General features: G+C 55.2%; 11 protein-coding genes. 5 read left to right on the top strand and 6 right to left on the bottom strand.

The features are described from left to right. Positions 1–15: 15 nt before the first annotated feature. On the bottom strand, positions 16–2,010 hold the full coding sequence (pdeR, locus tag OCH02_RS18985) for a cyclic di-GMP phosphodiesterase (RefSeq protein ID WP_261432531.1): 1,995 nt from the start codon (positions 2,008–2,010) through the stop codon (positions 16–18). Between the two features lie 560 nt (positions 2,011–2,570). Here pdeR and spy point away from each other — a divergent pair. Continuing rightward, positions 2,571–3,071, top strand: coding sequence for an ATP-independent periplasmic protein-refolding chaperone Spy (gene spy, locus OCH02_RS18980; protein ID WP_261432530.1), 501 nt, complete (start codon positions 2,571–2,573; stop codon positions 3,069–3,071). A gap of 126 nt (positions 3,072–3,197) precedes the next feature. Here the strand turns inward: spy and OCH02_RS18975 are convergent, their stop codons facing one another. Both OCH02_RS18975 and OCH02_RS18970 read right to left on the bottom strand, forming a co-directional pair. Continuing rightward, complete coding sequence (locus OCH02_RS18975; protein ID WP_261432529.1) at positions 3,198–4,031, bottom strand: phosphoenolpyruvate hydrolase family protein; 834 nt, start codon at positions 4,029–4,031, stop codon at positions 3,198–3,200. 12 nt (positions 4,032–4,043) lie between these two features. After that, positions 4,044–5,261, bottom strand: coding sequence for a Tm-1-like ATP-binding domain-containing protein (locus OCH02_RS18970; protein WP_261432528.1), 1,218 nt, complete (start codon positions 5,259–5,261; stop codon positions 4,044–4,046). A gap of 326 nt (positions 5,262–5,587) precedes the next feature. Between OCH02_RS18970 and OCH02_RS18965 the strand changes: the two genes are divergently transcribed. From OCH02_RS18965 to OCH02_RS18950, 4 genes are all read left to right on the top strand, one after another. Beyond that, complete coding sequence (locus tag OCH02_RS18965) at positions 5,588–6,223, top strand: TetR/AcrR family transcriptional regulator (protein ID WP_261432527.1); 636 nt, start codon at positions 5,588–5,590, stop codon at positions 6,221–6,223. Between the two features lie 407 nt (positions 6,224–6,630). Next, positions 6,631–9,732 (top strand): autotransporter outer membrane beta-barrel domain-containing protein, encoded by a 3,102-nt coding sequence (locus OCH02_RS18960; RefSeq protein WP_261432526.1) that lies wholly within the window; start codon positions 6,631–6,633, stop codon positions 9,730–9,732. A gap of 68 nt (positions 9,733–9,800) precedes the next feature. Beyond that, positions 9,801–12,902 (top strand): autotransporter outer membrane beta-barrel domain-containing protein, encoded by a 3,102-nt coding sequence (locus tag OCH02_RS18955; RefSeq protein ID WP_261432525.1) that lies wholly within the window; start codon positions 9,801–9,803, stop codon positions 12,900–12,902. A gap of 464 nt (positions 12,903–13,366) precedes the next feature. Beyond that, positions 13,367–14,218 (top strand): helix-turn-helix domain-containing protein, encoded by an 852-nt coding sequence (locus OCH02_RS18950; RefSeq protein WP_261432524.1) that lies wholly within the window; start codon positions 13,367–13,369, stop codon positions 14,216–14,218. On the opposite strand, the gene OCH02_RS18945 is transcribed toward OCH02_RS18950, so the two are convergent. From OCH02_RS18945 to gorA, 3 genes are all read right to left on the bottom strand, one after another. Continuing rightward, entirely contained in the window at positions 14,208–15,992 is a 1,785-nt protein-coding gene (locus OCH02_RS18945; RefSeq protein WP_261432522.1) for a hybrid sensor histidine kinase/response regulator, read from the bottom strand. The genes OCH02_RS18950 and OCH02_RS18945 overlap by 11 nt on opposite strands. Further along, entirely contained in the window at positions 15,989–16,483 is a 495-nt protein-coding gene (locus OCH02_RS18940) for a molybdopterin-dependent oxidoreductase (RefSeq protein ID WP_261432521.1), read from the bottom strand. Before OCH02_RS18940 ends, OCH02_RS18945 begins: the two co-directional genes overlap by 4 nt. Positions 16,484–16,641: 158 nt before the next feature. Further along, positions 16,642–17,994, bottom strand: a complete 1,353-nt coding sequence (gene gorA, locus OCH02_RS18935; RefSeq protein ID WP_261432520.1) for a glutathione-disulfide reductase — start codon at positions 17,992–17,994, stop codon at positions 16,642–16,644. Positions 17,995–18,245: the final 251 nt, after the last annotated feature.

The following is an 18,245-nucleotide window of genomic DNA, read 5'->3' as shown; positions in this document are numbered from 1 at the left end:
GTTACCCTGCCCGCCTCACGCTGAGGAGGATGGCGGGCGATAGGACTGCAGCCAATGCTCCAGCTGCTCCGGGAGCATTGGCTGCGCAAACAGGAACCCCTGTTTTTCATCCACGCCGATTTCATCGAGGAACCGATTTTCGCTTTCTGTCTCTACGCCTTCGGCGATCACCCGGAATTTAAGCGCTTCGGCCGCCGCGACGATGGCACGCACCAGCGATTGTGAAACCGGGTTATCATTCACCCCACGCACAAAGCTTTTATCCAGTTTAATGGCATCCAGCGGAATACGTGCCAGCTGCGCCAGCGAAGAGTAACCGGTGCCAAAATCATCAAGATGGACCTGTGCACCCAGTTGGCGTAACCGGGCGATCACTTCGCGAGCGCGTTTCTCATCCTCAATCAGGCTACTTTCCGTGAGTTCGAAATCCAGCAGGCAGGGAGTCAACTGATTGTGCTGCAACACCTGCGCCAGATCTTCAACGATAGAGTCATCCACCAACTGGCGGGCGGAAAGATTGACCGCGACCCGCAGTGGTAACCCTTGTCGTTGCCACTGAGCGGCCTGTTTGGCGGCGGTCTGCAGCACCCAACGGCCAAGCGGGCCGATCAGACCTGACTCTTCCGCGTAGGAGATAAACTGCAGCGGTGGGATCAGGCCGCGCTCGGGGGAATCCCAGCGCACCAGCGCTTCCACGCTACATACTCTGCCGCTGAGTGTCTCTATTTTTGGCTGGTAATACACCACCAGTTGATTTTGTTCCAATCCCTTACGCAGGTTGGTGTCCAGCCACATGTATTCCGCGACGCGTTTATTCATTTCCGGCGAGAATACGGTATAGGTGCGTTTGCCGTGCTCTTTGGCGACATACATGGCGGTATCGGCACTGCGGATCAGGCTGTCGATGTCGTTGCCGTGTTCGGGACACAGTGCTATACCAATAGAACAGCCGGTATAAACTTCGATAAGCCCTATACGGAACGGCGTTTTCAACCGGTCGATAATACGCTGGGCCAGGCGTTGCAGCATTTCGCGGTCGGCCTGTTGGGCCAGCACCAGGAATTCATCGCCACCCAGGCGGGCCAGGGTTTGGTCGTTATCCAGACAGCCGAGCACCGCCAGCGACACCTCTACCAATAAACGGTCGCCGAACATATGGCCGTAGGCGTCGTTAACCTTTTTAAAGTTGTCGAGATCGAGATACACCAGCCCAACACTGTGGCCATCGCGAGTGGCAATCGACTGGGTAATTTTGTCCTGAATGGCATTGCGATTGGGCAGGCCGGTAATGATGTCGGTATTGGCCAGTACCCGCAGACGTTCCTGCGCGCGGCGTTCTTCGGTGATATCGGTACCGGAGCAAATCAGAAAAACTTCATTCTTACCGCTGCCGCTGTGGACGAACTTGTTGCGGAACAAAAACAGCCGCTCGCCTTTCACCGTCTTGATCCAGCGTTCTACCTCATAGGATGAACCATTACGGAAAAAGCCGGCGATGTTGCGCCGTGATGCCGAGGCTTCCTCCGGGCTCATAAATAATTGAAAGACGTTTTTACCAATAACATCATGCTCGTGCAGGCCGGTGTACTCTTCGCTCAGGCGGTTGAAGCGCTGAATGCGACCGTGCTGATCGACAATCACAATCACGGAGTTGGCTTCGGACACCACCTGTTCGGCAAAGGAAAGGCCGTGTACCAAATCACGGGCGACCGATTGGGTATCGCTGAAGGCGGAGGCGGTGCCTGCCCATTCCAGATTGTTGACTCGCCGCCCAACCAGATGCAGATGTATCGGTTCGCCGCCGAGCGTGATGGTGATATCAAGGCTGGCGGTAATGCCGCTCAGGCGACGGATTTTAGCCGCCTGCATAGCGCTGAGCGCCACGGCCATATGGGTTTTGCCTTTGACGGCCGACAACGCCAACGCATTGCTGTCAAACGCCAACCGCCAATAAGGGCTGTTGGTGCCGAAGTGGGCGTTAAGAAGCATAGGGCCTTGGTCTGCGAACATGATGATTCCTCAAAAGGGCACGACAGCCAGGTCTGTGCGATGAGCGCAGCCGCAGGTTTCTGGCCCGGGCGTGGCCGTAGTGCACGTATCTCCATCATATAACACGTTTTTCACCGGCGAGGGATGAAACTATTATATAAGCAATAATTAGTTTTGCCCTGTAATCGTCAGATAGCCGCACGTTTTAAAGTGTAAGTGAGAACCTGAAATTTCGAGAGGTTGGGGCGATTTTAGCGCATCGGCACGCGATCATTTTGTTGCAGGGCGGTTGTAGCAGAGGGGTCTACATTATAATAAAGTGGGCCGCTGGCAGGAATAATCCTATAGAAACAGACGTCATGTTGTGGTGAGTTTTATGCGGTGGGAAACCAAACTTTCCAAATAATACGCATCATCTTCATAATTCATTCATTATTGATGAATAAAAGTGTTTCGGGCTTTAATAAATTTACACTCCATCGCATTACTATATATTTATCGGCCTATTATTATCTCCGACGAAAGATGAGCCTGTTCACGTACAGCGCTCCTGATGAAGAATAATTTTTAAGGAAATGATTATGCGTAAACTGACCGCTTTATTTGTCGCCTCTACTCTGGCACTGGGTTCTGCTTCCATGGCTTTTGCTGCAGATACCACGGCGGCACCGACCACGACTGAAGCCGCCCCGATGAACATGAAAATGATGCATCACAAAGGTGAAGGTAAAGGTGGGCCGTTTGCCGGCCTGAACCTGACCGAGCAACAGCGCCAGCAAATGCGCGATATTATGAAAGAATCGCACCAGAAACGCGGCGAAGGTACCAAAGAGGAACGCCAGGCACTGCATAGCATGGTCGCTTCCGACAGCTTCGATGAAGCCAAAGCGAAAACCCAAATTGATGCCATCAGCAAAGCACAGTCCGAACATATGCTGGAGCGCGCCAAAGCTGAAAATAAAATGTATAACCTGCTGACCCCTGAGCAGAAAAAACAATACAATGAGAATTATCAGAAACGCGAACAGAAAATGATGGAACACATGAATAACATGAAGTCGAAAATGACGACCGCACAGTAATAGTTTCATGTGGTAAATAAAAAGGGCCAGAGTAATCTCTGGCCCTTTTGCTTATCTCACTGCGACTTCACTTCCCGTTAAACAACGGGTTTCCCTGATGTTGTGCGCGAGTAAGCTATTTCCCCATCAATCTCTGTTAATATTTTTAAATTGGCGCGTGGTTTCAGTTAACGCCAGTTCTGTAGGTAAGCGCTCCATCGAGCTGGCGCCGTAGAAACCATCGACTAACGGACAGTGCTGCATGATATACGCAGCATCTTCAGGCGTGGCTATGGGGCCGCCGTGACACAGGACGATCACGTCTTCGCGAACCTGTTTGGCGGCCTGAGCCCATTCGTTAATCAGAGGGACGCAATCAGCCAGTGTCAACGAAGTTTCTGCGCCAATGCTGCCGCCGGTTGTCAGCCCCATGTGTGGGACGATGATATCTGCCCCTGCTTCGGTCATCGCGATCGCATCTTGCGCATTAAAAACGTAGGGGGTGGTCAACAGGTCTTTCTCATGCGCCAGCCGAATCATATCTACCTCTAACGCATAGCCCATCCCGGTTTCTTCCAGGTTGGCGCGGAAATTGCCGTCAATCAGGCCGACGGTTGGGAAGTTTTGTACGCCGGCGAAACCCGTGTTTTTAATCTCATCGAGAAACTTATCAAAGTGGCAAAAAGGATCCGTGCCGTTGACCCCAGCCAGAACCGGGGTCTGCTTGACCACCGGCAGGACTTCTTTGGCCATGTCCATCACGATTTCATTGGCGTTGCCATACGCCAGCAGACCAGCCAGGGAACCTCGGCCCGCCATGCGATAGCGACCCGAGTTGTAAATGACGATCAGATCGATACCGCCGGCCTCTTCACACTTGGCCGAGAGCCCGGTGCCGGCACCGCCACCGATGATTGGTTCGCGGCGAGCAATCATTCCCCTGAATTTGGTCAGTAATGCCTGTCGAGTGTGTTTGGCCATGTGTAACTCCAATCAATAAGAATGAGAGATCTCCCGGAACTGTTGCACGGCGGCGTCGGCAAAGCGGGGATCGTTGATGTTGTAAGGGGTCTTGATCAGACGCTGTTTATCCGTGGGTTGCCACGTCGCTTCCAGCGAGCTGATGAACGCAGCCAGTGCCTCAGGATCCCAAAATGCTTGCCCTGGGGCATCGAGCGCTGAAACACCGCCCTCAGGGATCAGGAAGCGAACTTCTCCCGAACATGCGTTCAACTTTTCGCCGATCCAGCGGCCCATTTGGGCATTTTCTTCTGGTGTAGTCCGCATCAGCGTCACTTGGGCATTATGGTTGTAAAACTGGCGTTCGGCGTAGCGAGCAGGGATGGTACCGGGATGACCAAAGTTGATCATATCTAGCGCACCGCAGGACATGACGCAGGGAATGCCGGTACGGGCTATCGCGTCGAAGCGATCTTCAGTACAGGCCAGCACGCCGCCAAACAGATGGTCACAGACTTCGGTGGTGGTTAAATCGAATACCCCGTTCAGCAGATGGCTGTCGACCAGTTTTTCCATTGCCTGGCCACCGCTGCCTGTCGCATGAAATACCAGGCAATCCCACTCATTTTCAATTGCCGCAGTTACTGCCTGAATGCAGGGAGTCGTGACACCGAACATGGTAAGCCCAACGGCAGGTTTACTGTCTGTATCAATCGGTGTGGCAAAGCGAACGGCGCCGGCAATTTGATGTGCGGCATTGCCCAGCACGAGGCGGGAAATACGATTCAGCCCGGCGACGTCGGTAACCGAGTACAACATGCCAATATCGCTGGCACCGACATAGCCGGAAGTGTCACCGGAAGCCATGGTCGATACCATCAGCTTTGGCAGGCCAATGGGTAATTGTTGCATGGCAGGTGTAATCAATGCGGTGCCGCCGGAACCGCCCAGGCCAAGCAGGGCTGCAACATCCTGGCGTGAGAGCATGAATCGCTCGAAAGCAATGGCCATGGCGGCAATGGCTTTACCTCGGTCGTCACAAAATACGGCATTCTCGCCTTCAGGATGATAGCTGGCGACGGTGGCGGCGGAAACATCGGCAGGGTAGCTGGCCGGGATATGATGAGTAGATAAATCGACGGTTAGCGTGGGTAATCCGGTATCGGCGATCAGGCTGCGAACATAAGCCAGTTCTCGTCCTTTAGTATCCGCCGTTGTCGCAATATAGATGATTGCCTGATTATTGTTCATTAGCCTGTTCCTGAATTGTAGGTTCGGATGGCCGCCACGCTTTCTGATAATTTTATTATAATTTAATTAGTTAACTAAATTGAATCCCTGGTGCTGACTAAGGTTGCTGAGCGTAGTCGGTGAATTCATCATCATAATGAGACTGTAGTATCATTTATGCAAGTGGGTTTGATGGAAAAATGAGATTAATGTCTCATTAGATAAATGAAAGGACAGAATTGCGTCGTCTCCTGGATAGCACAGAGTCAGGCAAGTTTGTTACAGTGGGCTATATTTGCCTGAGCTCTTGTTCTGGCCTGCGTTAGATTGGTGAGAAAGGGGTCGTCGTGCCATTAAATCTACCCGAAAATTTGACTCATACACGAGCCAGAACCCGCAAGCTGTTGCTCGCCAGCGCGATGGTATTGTTCGATGGTGGGGCCTTTCCCTCCATTACTGAATTGGCCCAGCACGCGCAGGTTTCCCGCGCGACGGCCTATCGTTATTTTCCTACTCAGAGCGCATTGATTACGGCGGTGGTTGCAGAGAGTTTGGGACCTATTCTTGAATGGCGGCCGATAGACAATGATGCTGGGGCGCGGATCCAACAATTACTGAGTTTTGCTTATCCGCAAATGGAGCAACATGAGGGCGCTTTGCGCGCGGCATTGCTATTGTCCCTCCAGCAATGGGCCGAGGCACAATCGAGCAGCATTAAACCTGTTGAAAAGTTCGTCCGCGGCAACCGCAAGCGCCTGCTCAACCTGGCGGTAGAGCCGTTGCAGGATAAACTACCGCCCGAGGCGTTACAGCGGGTGATTCATTCTTTCTCGCTGATCTATGGTTCGGAAGTTTTCCTGGTACTGAAAGATATTTGGGGACTGGATCTCGGTGGCATCCAGGATGTGACGCAATGGATGGCGAAAGCCATTATTCGCCAGGCTGAAGAAGATGCGATGAACAACAGAAAACCGCTAGCATGATAGTCCAATTTTTACTGCCCTTCTCGGCGAAAATCAGCACATTTCACTGAGTGAGTATTGGCAATAGTTATAATTAAAATTGATAAAAAGAGCATCTTAAGCATTGTTGAACAGGCCGCGAGGGAGAGACCCATACGGCCTGTTTTGTTTATATTATACTTATTTATCATCTAATTACATTTCATCCTCAGCAAGAAGAATTCACTCTTTCCGCTGGCTCCTGGCCATCGAAGATCCTTATGTTTCCCCCCCGGTTTACTCGATCCTTAGTCTTGCCGTTTAGGCCATTTCGCGCATTGACCCATTAGGCGCGCTTGAGATTGTTGTGCTTTATTTATTTGGTGTTACGAAACTGTTACACAAAAAATCAATAAGACATTTGCAAACAACAATGGACGGTATCTGTGATGGAAAATAAACGTAAAGGAGTCAAGCCTGTTCAGGCGGCCTTCGGCTGGCCTGAAATTGGCGTTAATCGCGCACAGTGGAGTGCTGTGCTTTTTTGCCTGGCGGCGATCGGTGGAGCGCAGGCTGCACCTTATGTAGAGAGCGGCAAGTCGGGCGATCCTGCGAGTTGGCGCAGTAACGAATTCAACGCCGAATGGGGGCTGGGAGCGATCCACGCCGATCAGGCCTACGCCGCCGGTTATAGCGGGAAAGGCGTAAAGCTCGGTATTTTCGATCAGCCGGTGTATGCCAAACACCCGGAGTTTGCCAGCCAGGGCAAAGTGATCAATCTGGTGACGACCGGCATCCGCGAATACACCGATCCCTACATTCCGGTAAAAAAAGGCGACGTATTCCGCTATGACGGCACGCCCAGCGTGGATTCCGACGGCACCCTGGGTTCACACGGTACCCACGTGGGCGGCATAGCTGCCGGTAATCGCGATGGCGGCGAGATGCACGGCGTGGCGTTCAACGCACAAATCATCAGCGCGGAAAACGGCGACCCCGGCCCGGAAGACGGCATCATTCTCGGTAACGATGGGGCGGTGTACCAGGCCGGCTGGGATGCGTTGATCGCCAGCGGCGCACGCATTATCAACAACAGCTGGGGTATTGGCATCACTGAGAAGTTTGATCAGGGTGGCGAGGATCCGGCCTATCCCCACTTCACGCTCGCCGACGCGCAAAAACAATTCGATCAAATCAAACAGATCCTTGGCACAAAAGCCGGGGGCGCTTATCAGGGCGCAATTGACGCGGCACGCAGCGGTATTGTCACCATTTTTGCCGCCGGTAACGATTACAACCTCAATAACCCGGACGCCATGGCCGGGCTGGCCTATTTCGTGCCGGAGATAGCCCCCAACTGGCTGTCGGTCGCCAGTCTGCAGGATCCGAAAAACACCGGTGATTACAGCATCAGCACCTTCTCCTCGCGCTGCGGTTATACCGCCAGCTTCTGCGTTGCCGCACCGGGGACCAAGGTGTACAGCTCAATCATCGAAGGCAACAGCGTAGATAACCTGACCACCGGTTACGCCAAATACAGCGGGACCTCAATGGCGGCGCCGCACGTGGCCGGCAGCATTGCGGTGCTGATGGAGCGCTTCCCGTACATGACCGGCGCACAGGTTGCCTCGGTGCTGAAGACCACTACCGTTGATATGGGCGCTCCGGGTATCGATGCGCTTTACGGCTGGGGGATGATCGATCTGGGCAAGGCAATCCACGGCCCGGGCATGTTTGTTACCGAGCAGGATATTCCTGAAGAGTTTCGGATTAGCGGCGCTTACGGCCCGGAGCAGTTCGTGGTGAATCTGCCGGGGGTCGGCGCGGTACTGGACAAGGGCAAACCGACCGAACGCGTGTGTGACGATACGCATTGCGGGTTGGATGTCTGGAGCAACAACATTTCCGGTCACGGTGGCCTGACCAAACAGGGTATTGGCACCCTGGTGCTGACCGGCAACAACAGCTACGCGGGGCCGACGCTGATCAATCAGGGCCTGCTGGCAATCAACGGCTCGGTGACTTCAGACGTCACGGTGCAAAACGCCGGCGTGCTGGGGGGCTCCGGGACGGTCGGGTCACTGACGGCGCGCAGCGGCGGTACCGTGGCACCGGGTAACTCGATCGGTACGCTGAATGTAACGCGTAACCTCAGCTTCGAACCGGGTTCCCGCTATGCGGTGGAAGTGGCGCCAAACGGCCATAGCGATCGGATCCAAAGCGGAGGATCGGCAACGATCGGCGGCGGTGAAGTCGTGGTGTTGCAGGAACAAAACGCCAACCTGCTGTCGCAAGGTAGCGTGAGCAGCCTGCTCGGCCAGCAATACAACATACTTACCGCCCAGCAGGGTATCAGCGGGCGGTTTGCTTCTACTTCAACGTTCTCTCCCTTCCTGAGCGCCGGGCTGACCTATCAACCCAATCAGGTCACGCTGAACGTGGGCCGTAACGATACTTCCTTTGCCAGTGTGGCTGCCACCCGGAACGAACGTGCGGTAGCAGCCGCGGCGGATGCCCTGGCGGTAGGTAACCCGGTGTACGAGAGCATTCTCAACGCCGGTTCGGCAGGGGAAGCGCGTCAGGCGTTCCGTCAGCTGTCCGGGCAGATCCATGCGGATATCGCCTCGGCACAGGTCAACGACAGCCGTTACCTGCGTGATGCGTTGAACGGCCGTCTGCGGCAGGCGGAAGGGTTGGCGACCTCGCCGGACATCAAGGCGGACGACGACGGCGGTGCCTGGGCGCAGTTGCTGGGGGCCTGGGACCATGCGTCGGGCGACGCCAATGCGACGGGCTATCAGGCCTCGACCTACGGCGTGCTGGTGGGGCTGGACTCGGCGCTGGCGGATGACTGGCGCTTGGGGGTGGCGACCGGTTACACCCGCACCTCGCTGGACGGTGGCTACGGCTCCAATGCCGACAGCGACAACTACCACCTGGCGGTGTATGGCGGCAAACAGTTCGGTGAACTGGCGCTGCGTGCCGGCGGTGGCTACACCTGGCACCGTTTCGATACCTCGCGCTCGGTCAATTACGGCATGCAGTCAGATCGGGAAACCGCGAAGTACAGCGCGCGCACCGAGCAGGTGTTTGCCGAAGCGGGTTACAGCGTGAAGGCCGACTGGGTGAACCTGGAGCCGTTCGCCAACCTGGCGTACATCAACTTCCAGAACAACGGTATTTCGGAGGATGGCGGGGCTGCGGCGCTGCACGGCGACAAACAGCACACCCATGCCACGGTATCGACGCTGGGTCTGCGTGCGGATACCGAGTGGCAGGCGAGCAAAACCACCAGCGTGGCGCTGCGCAGTGAACTGGGCTGGCAGCATCAGTATGGCGATTTGGATCGCGGTACCGGGCTGCGCTTCAACGGCGGTAATTCCCCGTTCGTGGTGAACAGCGTGTCGGCCTCACGTGACGGTGCGGTGCTGAAAGCCAGTGCGGAAGTGGCGGTGAACAAGAACGCCACGCTGTCATTGGGTTACGGCGGGTTGCTGTCGCAAAACTACCAGGACAACAGCGTCAATGCTGGCTTCACCTGGAAATTCTGATCTTAAAAAACTGAGGGACAAACCGCCTCGTCGGGGGGCGGTTTGACTAAAACAAAAAGGATAAGGGAATGAAGCAAGCTACAGGAAAGAATAAACCGGTATTGACGCCGACATGGAAACTGAACGCCTTGCTGTGCGCGCTGTTGGCGGCCGGTGGCGTACAGGCTACGCCCTACATGGAAGGCGGCAAGATAGGCGATCCGGCAAGCTGGCGCAGTAATGAGTTCAATGCCAACTGGGGACTGGGGGCCATTCACGCTGACGAGGCCTATGCCGCGGGTTATACCGGCAAAGGGCAAAAGGTGGGCATCTTCGATACCCCGGTGAACAAGCATCCTGAATTCGCCGGTGACGGCAAGCTGGTGAACGTGGTGACCCAGGGTAACCGCGCCTATACCGACCCGCATCGGAAGGGAATTAAGGCCGGCGATCGTTTTTACTTCGACGGCACCTTCCATTTCTATAACGGCGATGGGGTGACGCTGGTTAACCACGGCGTACACGTGGCCGGCATCAGCGGGGCCAATCGCGACGGTACCGGCATGCATGGCGTCGCCTTTGACTCACAGATAATCAGCGTTGATAACGACAATGATGGCCCGGCCTATGGCGAATTCCTCGGGCTGGATGGCAGCGTAACCAACGCCGGTTGGCAGGCGATGATCAACAATGGCGTGCGGGTTATCAATAACAGTTGGGGCGTCAGTATTCCCGATTTCTTATCGGATAATGGCAAAAAGCCCGACGCGCTGCATTTCGAACTGAAAGACGCACAGGAACAGTTTGATCAGGTGAAACCGCTGCTGGGCAGCCTGGCGGGAGCGGGTTATCAGGGCGCGATCGACGCGGCACGTAAAAATATTCTGGTGCTGTTCGCCGCCGGTAACGACGGCAACTACAACCAACCGGACGTGATCAGCGGCCTGGCCTATTTTGTGCCGGATATTGCGCCTAACTGGCTGTCGGTTGCCAGCGTCGCACAGGATGCCGCCTCTACCAACAGCGTGCCTTATACCATCAGCAGCTTCTCTTCACGCTGCGGTTATACCGCCAGTTTCTGCGTTTCGTCACCGGGCAGTAAAATCTACAGCACCGTGGCCAACGGTTCCGATCCGAATCAACTGGTCTCGGACTATGGCAATAAAAATGGGACCTCAATGGCGACGCCGCACGTGACCGGCGCGGTTGCCGTGTTGCTGCAGCGTTTCCCGTACATGACGTCGGCGCAAATTGCCGACGTGTTGAAGACCACCGCCACCGATATGGGTGCACCGGGCATCGATGCACTTTACGGCTGGGGGATGATCAATCTGGGCAAGGCGATTAACGGTCCGGGCATGTTCTATACCGTCGAAGATATTCCTGAAGAGTTTCGCATTCCGGATCCGACAGGCGTGGCTTACGGCTCGTCACAGTTTGTTGCCAACATTCCCGGCTTCGGGGCGCAAATCGATCAAGGCACGCTGCAGGCTCGTCTTTGTGATGACTACCACTGTACGGTGGAGGTCTATTCCAATGATATCTACGGCCATGGCGGCCTGACCAAGGAAGGCCAGGGTGCGCTGGTACTGACCGGCACCAATACCTATTCCGGCCCGACTTGGGTAAATACCGGCCTGCTGGCGGTTAACGGTTCGGTCACCTCGGATGTCACCGTGCAAAACGCCGGCGTGCTGGGGGGCTCCGGGACGGTCGGGTCACTGACGGCCCGCAGCGGCGGTACCGTGGCACCGGGTAACTCGATCGGTACGCTGAACGTAACGCGTAACCTCAGCTTCGAGCCGGGTTCCCGCTATGCGGTGGAAGTGGCGCCAAACGGCCAGAGCGATCGGATCCAAAGCGGAGGATCGGCAACGATCGGCGGCGGTGAAGTGGCTGTTTTGCTGGAGAACAGCGCCAATCTGCTGTCGCAAAGCGAAGTTCGCAGCCTGCTCGGCCAGCAATACAACATTCTGACCGCCCAGCAGGGCATCAGCGGGCGGTTTGATTCGGTGGCACCGAACTACCTGTTCCTGGGCACCGGGCTGACCTACCAACCCAATCAGGTCACGCTGAACGTGGGCCGTAACGATACTTCCTTTGCCAGTGTGGCTGCCACCCGGAACGAACGTGCGGTAGCAGCCGCGGCGGATGCCCTGGCGGCGGGCAACCCGGTGTACGAGAGCATCCTCAACGCCGGTTCGGCAGGGGAAGCGCGTCAGGCGTTCCGTCAGCTGTCCGGGCAGATCCATGCGGATATCGCCTCGGCACAGGTCAACGACAGCCGTTACCTGCGTGATGCGTTGAACGGCCGCCTGCGACAGGCGGAAGGGCTGGCGACCTCGCCGGACATCAAGGCGGACGACGACGGCGGTGCCTGGGCGCAGTTGCTGGGGGCCTGGGACCATGCGTCGGGTGATGCCAATGCCACCGGCTATCAGGCCTCGACCTACGGCGTGCTGGTGGGGCTGGACTCGGCGCTGGCGGACGACTGGCGGTTGGGGGTGGCGACCGGTTACACCCGCACTTCGCTGGACGGCGGCTACGGCTCCAATGCTGACAGCGACAACTACCACCTGGCGGTGTACGGCGGCAAACAGTTCGGTGAACTGGCGCTGCGTGCCGGCGGTGGCTACACCTGGCACCGTTTCGATACCTCGCGCTCGGTCAATTACGGCATGCAGTCAGATCGGGAAACCGCGAAGTACAGCGCGCGCACCGAGCAGGTGTTTGCCGAAGCGGGTTACAGCGTGAAGGCCGACTGGGTGAATCTGGAGCCGTTCGCCAACCTGGCGTACATCAACTTCCAGAACAACGGTATCTCGGAGGACGGTGGGGCGGCGGCGCTGCACGGCGACAAACAGCACACTGACGCCACGGTCTCGACGCTGGGGCTGCGTGCGGATACCGAGTGGCAGGCGAGCAAAACCACCAGCGTGGCGCTGCGCAGCGAACTGGGCTGGCAGCATCAGTACGGCGACCTGGATCGCGGCACCGGGCTGCGCTTCAACGGGGGTAATTCCCCGTTCGTGGTGAACAGCGTGTCGGCGTCGCGTGACGGTGCGGTGCTGAAAGCCAGTGCGGAAGTGGCGGTGAACAAGAACGCCACGCTGTCATTGGGCTACGGCGGGTTGCTGTCGCAAAACTACCAGGACAACAGCGTCAACGCCGGTTTCACCTGGAAGTTCTGATCCACCCATCTTAATCCTATTACCGAAACACTGGGGCCAGCTTGCTGGCCCTATTTTTTTGCATTTTTAACGGCAGGGATCACCTATGATGCAGCACGCGGTGGGGGTTAAAGCGGCAATAAAAAAACCGGGACCCTTGCGGATCCCGGTTCAAAGTGGGGTAAAACATATTAGCGCTACGGCCCAAATTACGACGAGGATCTATTGCATACATTCTCTCACGTCGTAACTGAAACGAGCTTTCCCTGGTGTCATTATGATTATTGGTGATGCGATCTTACTATTGTTATATTTTTATTGTGGTGTTGCTGTGTGTCTCTTCTGATACCATGTTTGACTATATAATGTGGTATGTCAAGCAATGTTTAGGTTATACATTGTACCATATACCAGTTTTGGATCGCTTTTTTGCACGGCACGTATGAAAACGACTGAAAAAACAGCAAAAAAAATCGAAGGAAAAAATGGATAACAATCACCAGAAATTCGATTCACAGTCGATAGCAAACCGGGTCAGGGAACTGTTTGTACATTATGGGATTGGTAAGCGTCAGCATGCCAAAGAGCTCAGCCGCATTCTGGATCTGAGTTTTTCGCATGCGCATCGTAAGCTGAAGGGGCAAAGCCCCTGGACTCTGGAGCAAATTAACAACGTCGCTGCGGCATTAGGGGAAACGCCTGCCGCGATCGTGGACACCGGCACTGAAAATGACATCTCTGCGCAAACTATGGTGCGAGATGCCATCTTTTATGTGGGTGGCGTGGAGCTGGCCTGTGTGGCTTATATCGGTCATGAGCTGGTTGGCGGGCGTTCGTCGGAATATGTCGCGTTGCAACAGGCGGGGCAATGGTGCCTTTATCGTGCGGATGATGCGCCGCTGGGGCAACGTTTTTGCGTGGAGCTGATAGAGCTACGCTCAGCCGCCGTCGAAGATGAGCGCCTGAGCATTGCGGTACTCGATGATTCACACCAGGCGGCCGATGAGCTGACCAAATACCTGAACAGCCGCGGTTTTCATGCGGTGGCATTTTATGATGTCAGCAGTTTTAACCTGGCGTTGCAGCAGAGCCTGTTCGATGGTTATGTGGTCGACTGGTTGATTGGTCAGGAAACGGCAGACCAATGTATTGCCGCCATCCGCGGCTCGGATAACCCGGATGCGCCGGTTCTGGTACTCACCGGCCAGTTAGGGACCGATCAGCGCGAATCTGAAATCGCCAGAGCGATGCGCGACTATGACGTACTGGGTCCTTATGAAAAACCAGTACGGCTCCATGTGATTGAAGCCGCACTGTTGCGCTGTTTTAATCTCTAGCGGCCAGCAGTGAAGCCAGTGCGGAAGACAATGCATCCAGCCTGACCGGTTTCATCAAGTAATTGTCGAACAGCGCCCGCTGTTCGGCAGACAGCTGTTCCGGGGTATAAGCGCTGATCCCCACGATAGGAATTCCGCGGTTGGGGCCACGTTGGCTGCGTAATTGTTTAGCCAGCGCGGCACCGTCAATGCCGGGCATTTGCAGATCCAGCAGTAATGCGTCATAAGGGCGGCGGAGCAGCTTTTGCAGCGCTCGTTCCGATGAATTGCACAGTTCATGTTGATAGCCGAGCTTGTCCAGCAGCGCCGCGAAGGCGTCACTCACCGATTTGTTGTCATCAACCACCAAAATATGCTGCTGTTTTTGCAGCAGGCCCTGGTGGTGGTGAGGTATTTCGTCCAGCTGTTCTTCGTTGCTGACTTCAACCGGAATACTGACGATAAAGGTGCTGCCTTTTTTGAGCTCACTGTAGACGGTAATGCTGCCGTCGAGCAGCGTGACCAGTCCGTGCACAATCGCCAGTCCCATGCCGACGCCGCCATACTGCCGGGTATGCGACTGATCAAGCTGGGTGAAGGGCTGGAATATCTGGTCGAGCATCTCCTTTTCGATACCGATACCGGTATCAGTGACCTCAATAATCAATGAATTACCGCTAGGCTGACGCCGCAGGCTGCTATACAGCGTGATGGTGCCGCTTTCGGTATATTTGAACGCGTTGGTCAGCAGGTTGACGATAATCTGCCTGATGCGCAGTGGGTCGGAATGTATCTGCAGATGGCCGCACTCTACTTCACACAACAGCGTCACCTGTTCTTTGTGACTCAGCGTATTGATTTCATTCGCCGTTTCCTCGACCAGTCGCTGGACGTCGAAGGGCGCGATGCGCAGCTCCATCATTCCGCTGTCCAGATGAGCGAAATCGGTCAGATCTTTCATCTGGCTTTCAATTTGCTGCGCGGCGATTTCCAGTCGTTGGAAGGTGTCCGCATGTTCGGCCGACACCTTGGTATTCACCAGCACATCAATGGCAGACATGATGCTCTGCAGCGAGGTGCGCAGTTCGTGACCAATGGCCCCCAGGAAAGCATTTTTGGTGCGGGTGGCTTTTTCTGCCTCAATCGCTTTGGCCTGCTGCAGAATGGTCAGGCGTTGCTGGCGCAGTACAATCAGGGTGATGGCGATCAGCGCGATCACCGAGAACATCACGATCACCAGACCATAAAAAATGATGTGTCGTTTTTCGATATAGTCTTCGTAGGCGGCGGTGCGCTGCTTCACTTCGGCGTGATCGGTCAGGTTGGCCATCTCAATCGCATAGGGCTTGATTTGCCTCATGGCCTGCGAAATAAGCGAGAAATCAATCTTTGGGCTGCTGAGCAAATGATCGATCTGATCCATTTTCTCACGCATATGCGTGACCACCTCGGGATAACCCGGTTCGGCATACAGTGGCTGGGTGGATTCGGACACCGTTTCCAGCACGTAAAAGCGAGAATAAAGGATTTCAAATTTAAGCCGCAGATCCTCGGCGTCCACCTGTGGCGCATTTTTCAGCTGTTCGACCAGCGTCTCAAACTCAGCCAGCTTGATGGAGAACTTGGCGATCGACCAGGAGTAATTTTCCTGGGTGCCGGCGATAGCGTACAACCCCTTTTTTGACAGGGTTGCGCTGTAGTAATACAGCGTCACCGTAGAGGCAACCAAAAACAGTGCGGCAAAAATAGCCGGGATCGCCAGCCTGCTGTTGCTTTTAAACCCTGTGAGCTTCATTTGATCACTATCCTGTCCACTTGCCAGATAAAGCGTGAGTTGTAGAGCGGGGAATTCAACTCAGGCCCTGCGGCATCCCTGGGATAAACCAAAAACAGCGGGCCGAAGTTTCGGATCTTCAGCATTTCGCCGTCCATCTTGTAGGCCAAAATCATATTGTATTTCTCGACGTCGGACAGCGGCACGTCGATGTAATAATCGTTCAGCGCATAAAACGTCAGCGTGCTGCCCTTGGCCCCGACACGCGCCAAAATGTCCGCCACGGCAATCCCTTCGAACTTTCTTTGCGGCGTCCAGGAGGTTGAGGTGGTGATGCTGCTCACCGGCATCGCTAACAGTTGTTTATCGGTAAACAGATAGCTTTTCTTTACCGGGTCGGTGGTGTTTTGGATGTTGCCCGAGACTTCCAGAGTAAAACTCAGCGCGCTGGATTGGACGACCATCAACGCAAAAAATGCCAAGGTGATGTTTTTAAATAGCTTGAACAGCATCGGGGTTCTCCAGTGTCGCGGATGCTTACATGAGCTCCGCCCATTGATCAGGCAAAATAATGGCAGAAAATAAAAGTTTGTGTTGAAGGGAATGGTAAAGAGCACGAAAAGAAAAGGCCAGGGGTTACCCTGGCCTTGGTTTGTTCTGATTTTTGCGCTTAGCGCATGGTGACAAACTCTTCAGCAGCGGTCGGGTGGATCGCGACGGTGTTGTCGAAGTCTTTTTTGGTGGCGCCCATTTTAATCGCCACGGCGAAGCCCTGCAGGATTTCGTCCATGCCGAAGCCAATGCCGTGCAGGCCAACAATCTTCTCTTCTTTACCCACGCACACCAGCTTCATGCGGCACGGCTGGCGGTGCTGCGTCACGGCGCTGTACATGGCGGTGAAGGAAGATTTATACACTTTCACGCTGTCCACACCGAATTTCTCGATTGCTTCCGGCTCGGTCAGGCCGATAGTGCCGATTGGCGGGTGGCTGAATACCACGGTGGCGATGTTGCTGTAATCCAGGTGTTCTTCCGGTTTGTTGTTAAACAAACGCTCGGACAGACGGCGGCCTGCGGCCACGGCAACCGGGGTCAGTTCAACGGCACCGGTGTTGTCGCCCACCGCGTAAATGCCTTTTACGTTGGTGTTCTGGTATTTATCGACGTCGATATAGCCTTTTTCGTTGGTTTTCACCCCGGTAACGGCCAGGTTCAGGTTATCGGTCGCCGGTTCACGGCCGATCGCCCACACCAGGCTGTCGACGGTGAATTCCTTGCCGTTTTCCAACTGCAGCGTCAGGCTGCCGTCGGCGTTTTTAACGATGGCCTTCGGCACCGATTCGGTGTGCAGGCTTGGCCCTTCGGTGTTCATCACTTCTACCAGGGTTTCGACAATCATCGGATCGAAGCTGCGCAGCGGCGCGTGTTTACGCACGAACAGGTGCGTCTCGGCACCCAGTGCGTTCATCACGCCGGCGATTTCCACCGCGATGTAGCCCGCGCCCACTACCGCAACGCGTTTTGGCATGGCGTCCAGTTCGAAGAAGCCGTCGGAGTCGATGCCGTATTCTGCGCCCGGAATGTCTGGGTGGCTTGGGCGTCCGCCGGTAGCGATCAGAATATGATCGGCGGTGATTTTCTCACCGTTCACTTCCACCGTGTTAGCGTCGATAAAGCGCGCAAAGCCTTTGATCACGTCGACTTTGTTTTTACCCAGCACGTTGTCGTAGGAATTATGGATGCGGTCGATATAAGCGGTGCGGTTCGCCACCAGCTTTTTCCAGTCAAACGCGTTGACGGTGGTATCGAAACCGTAATCCGGGCCGTACTGGTGAATGGCCTCGGCGATTTGCGCCGCGTGCCACATAACTTTTTTCGGTACACAACCCACGTTGACGCAGGTGCCGCCCAGTTCTTTAGCTTCAATCAGCGCGCATTTCTGGCCATACATGGCTGCCCGGTTGATTGATGCGATGCCGCCGCTGCCGCCGCCAATTGCTAGATAATCGTAATGTCTGGTCATCTGGGATTTCCATGAATTGTGTGAATCGAAGAGCGTAAGAGTTTAACGCCTGATGCAGGTTTGTCGCAAAGGTTGCGTCGATGGTTGCGATAGGTGGGGTATACCTGTCATCTTTCAAGTTGCAGCGTTGTTATCTGCACTCGCTCACCTCAGTTACTTACTTAAGTAAGCGCCTGGGGATGAGCGAGTTGGCCGCCTAGCTGCAACTTGAAAGCTATAGGGTATAAAGGCGCGGCAGGCCGCGCCCCGGA

The sequence above is a fragment of the Serratia quinivorans genome (genome assembly GCF_946227985.1).
GTDB classification, from domain to species: domain Bacteria; phylum Pseudomonadota; class Gammaproteobacteria; order Enterobacterales; family Enterobacteriaceae; genus Serratia; species Serratia quinivorans_A.
The sequence above is the reverse complement of the archived record's forward strand: the minus strand, read 5'-3'. Positions and strand labels throughout refer to the sequence as shown.

Coding starts and splice junctions, on each gene's coding strand:
- pdeR (WP_261432531.1), bottom strand. CDS start 2,010: ATGTTCGCAGACCAAGGCCCTATGCTTCTTAACGCCCACTTCGGCACC.
- spy (WP_261432530.1), top strand. CDS start 2,571: ATGCGTAAACTGACCGCTTTATTTGTCGCCTCTACTCTGGCACTGGGT.
- OCH02_RS18975 (WP_261432529.1), bottom strand. CDS start 4,031: ATGGCCAAACACACTCGACAGGCATTACTGACCAAATTCAGGGGAATG.
- OCH02_RS18970 (WP_261432528.1), bottom strand. CDS start 5,261: ATGAACAATAATCAGGCAATCATCTATATTGCGACAACGGCGGATACT.
- OCH02_RS18960 (WP_261432526.1), top strand. CDS start 6,631: ATGGAAAATAAACGTAAAGGAGTCAAGCCTGTTCAGGCGGCCTTCGGC.
- OCH02_RS18955 (WP_261432525.1), top strand. CDS start 9,801: ATGAAGCAAGCTACAGGAAAGAATAAACCGGTATTGACGCCGACATGG.
- OCH02_RS18950 (WP_261432524.1), top strand. CDS start 13,367: ATGGATAACAATCACCAGAAATTCGATTCACAGTCGATAGCAAACCGG.
- OCH02_RS18945 (WP_261432522.1), bottom strand. CDS start 15,992: ATGAAGCTCACAGGGTTTAAAAGCAACAGCAGGCTGGCGATCCCGGCT.
- OCH02_RS18940 (WP_261432521.1), bottom strand. CDS start 16,483: ATGCTGTTCAAGCTATTTAAAAACATCACCTTGGCATTTTTTGCGTTG.
- gorA (WP_261432520.1), bottom strand. CDS start 17,994: ATGACCAGACATTACGATTATCTAGCAATTGGCGGCGGCAGCGGCGGC.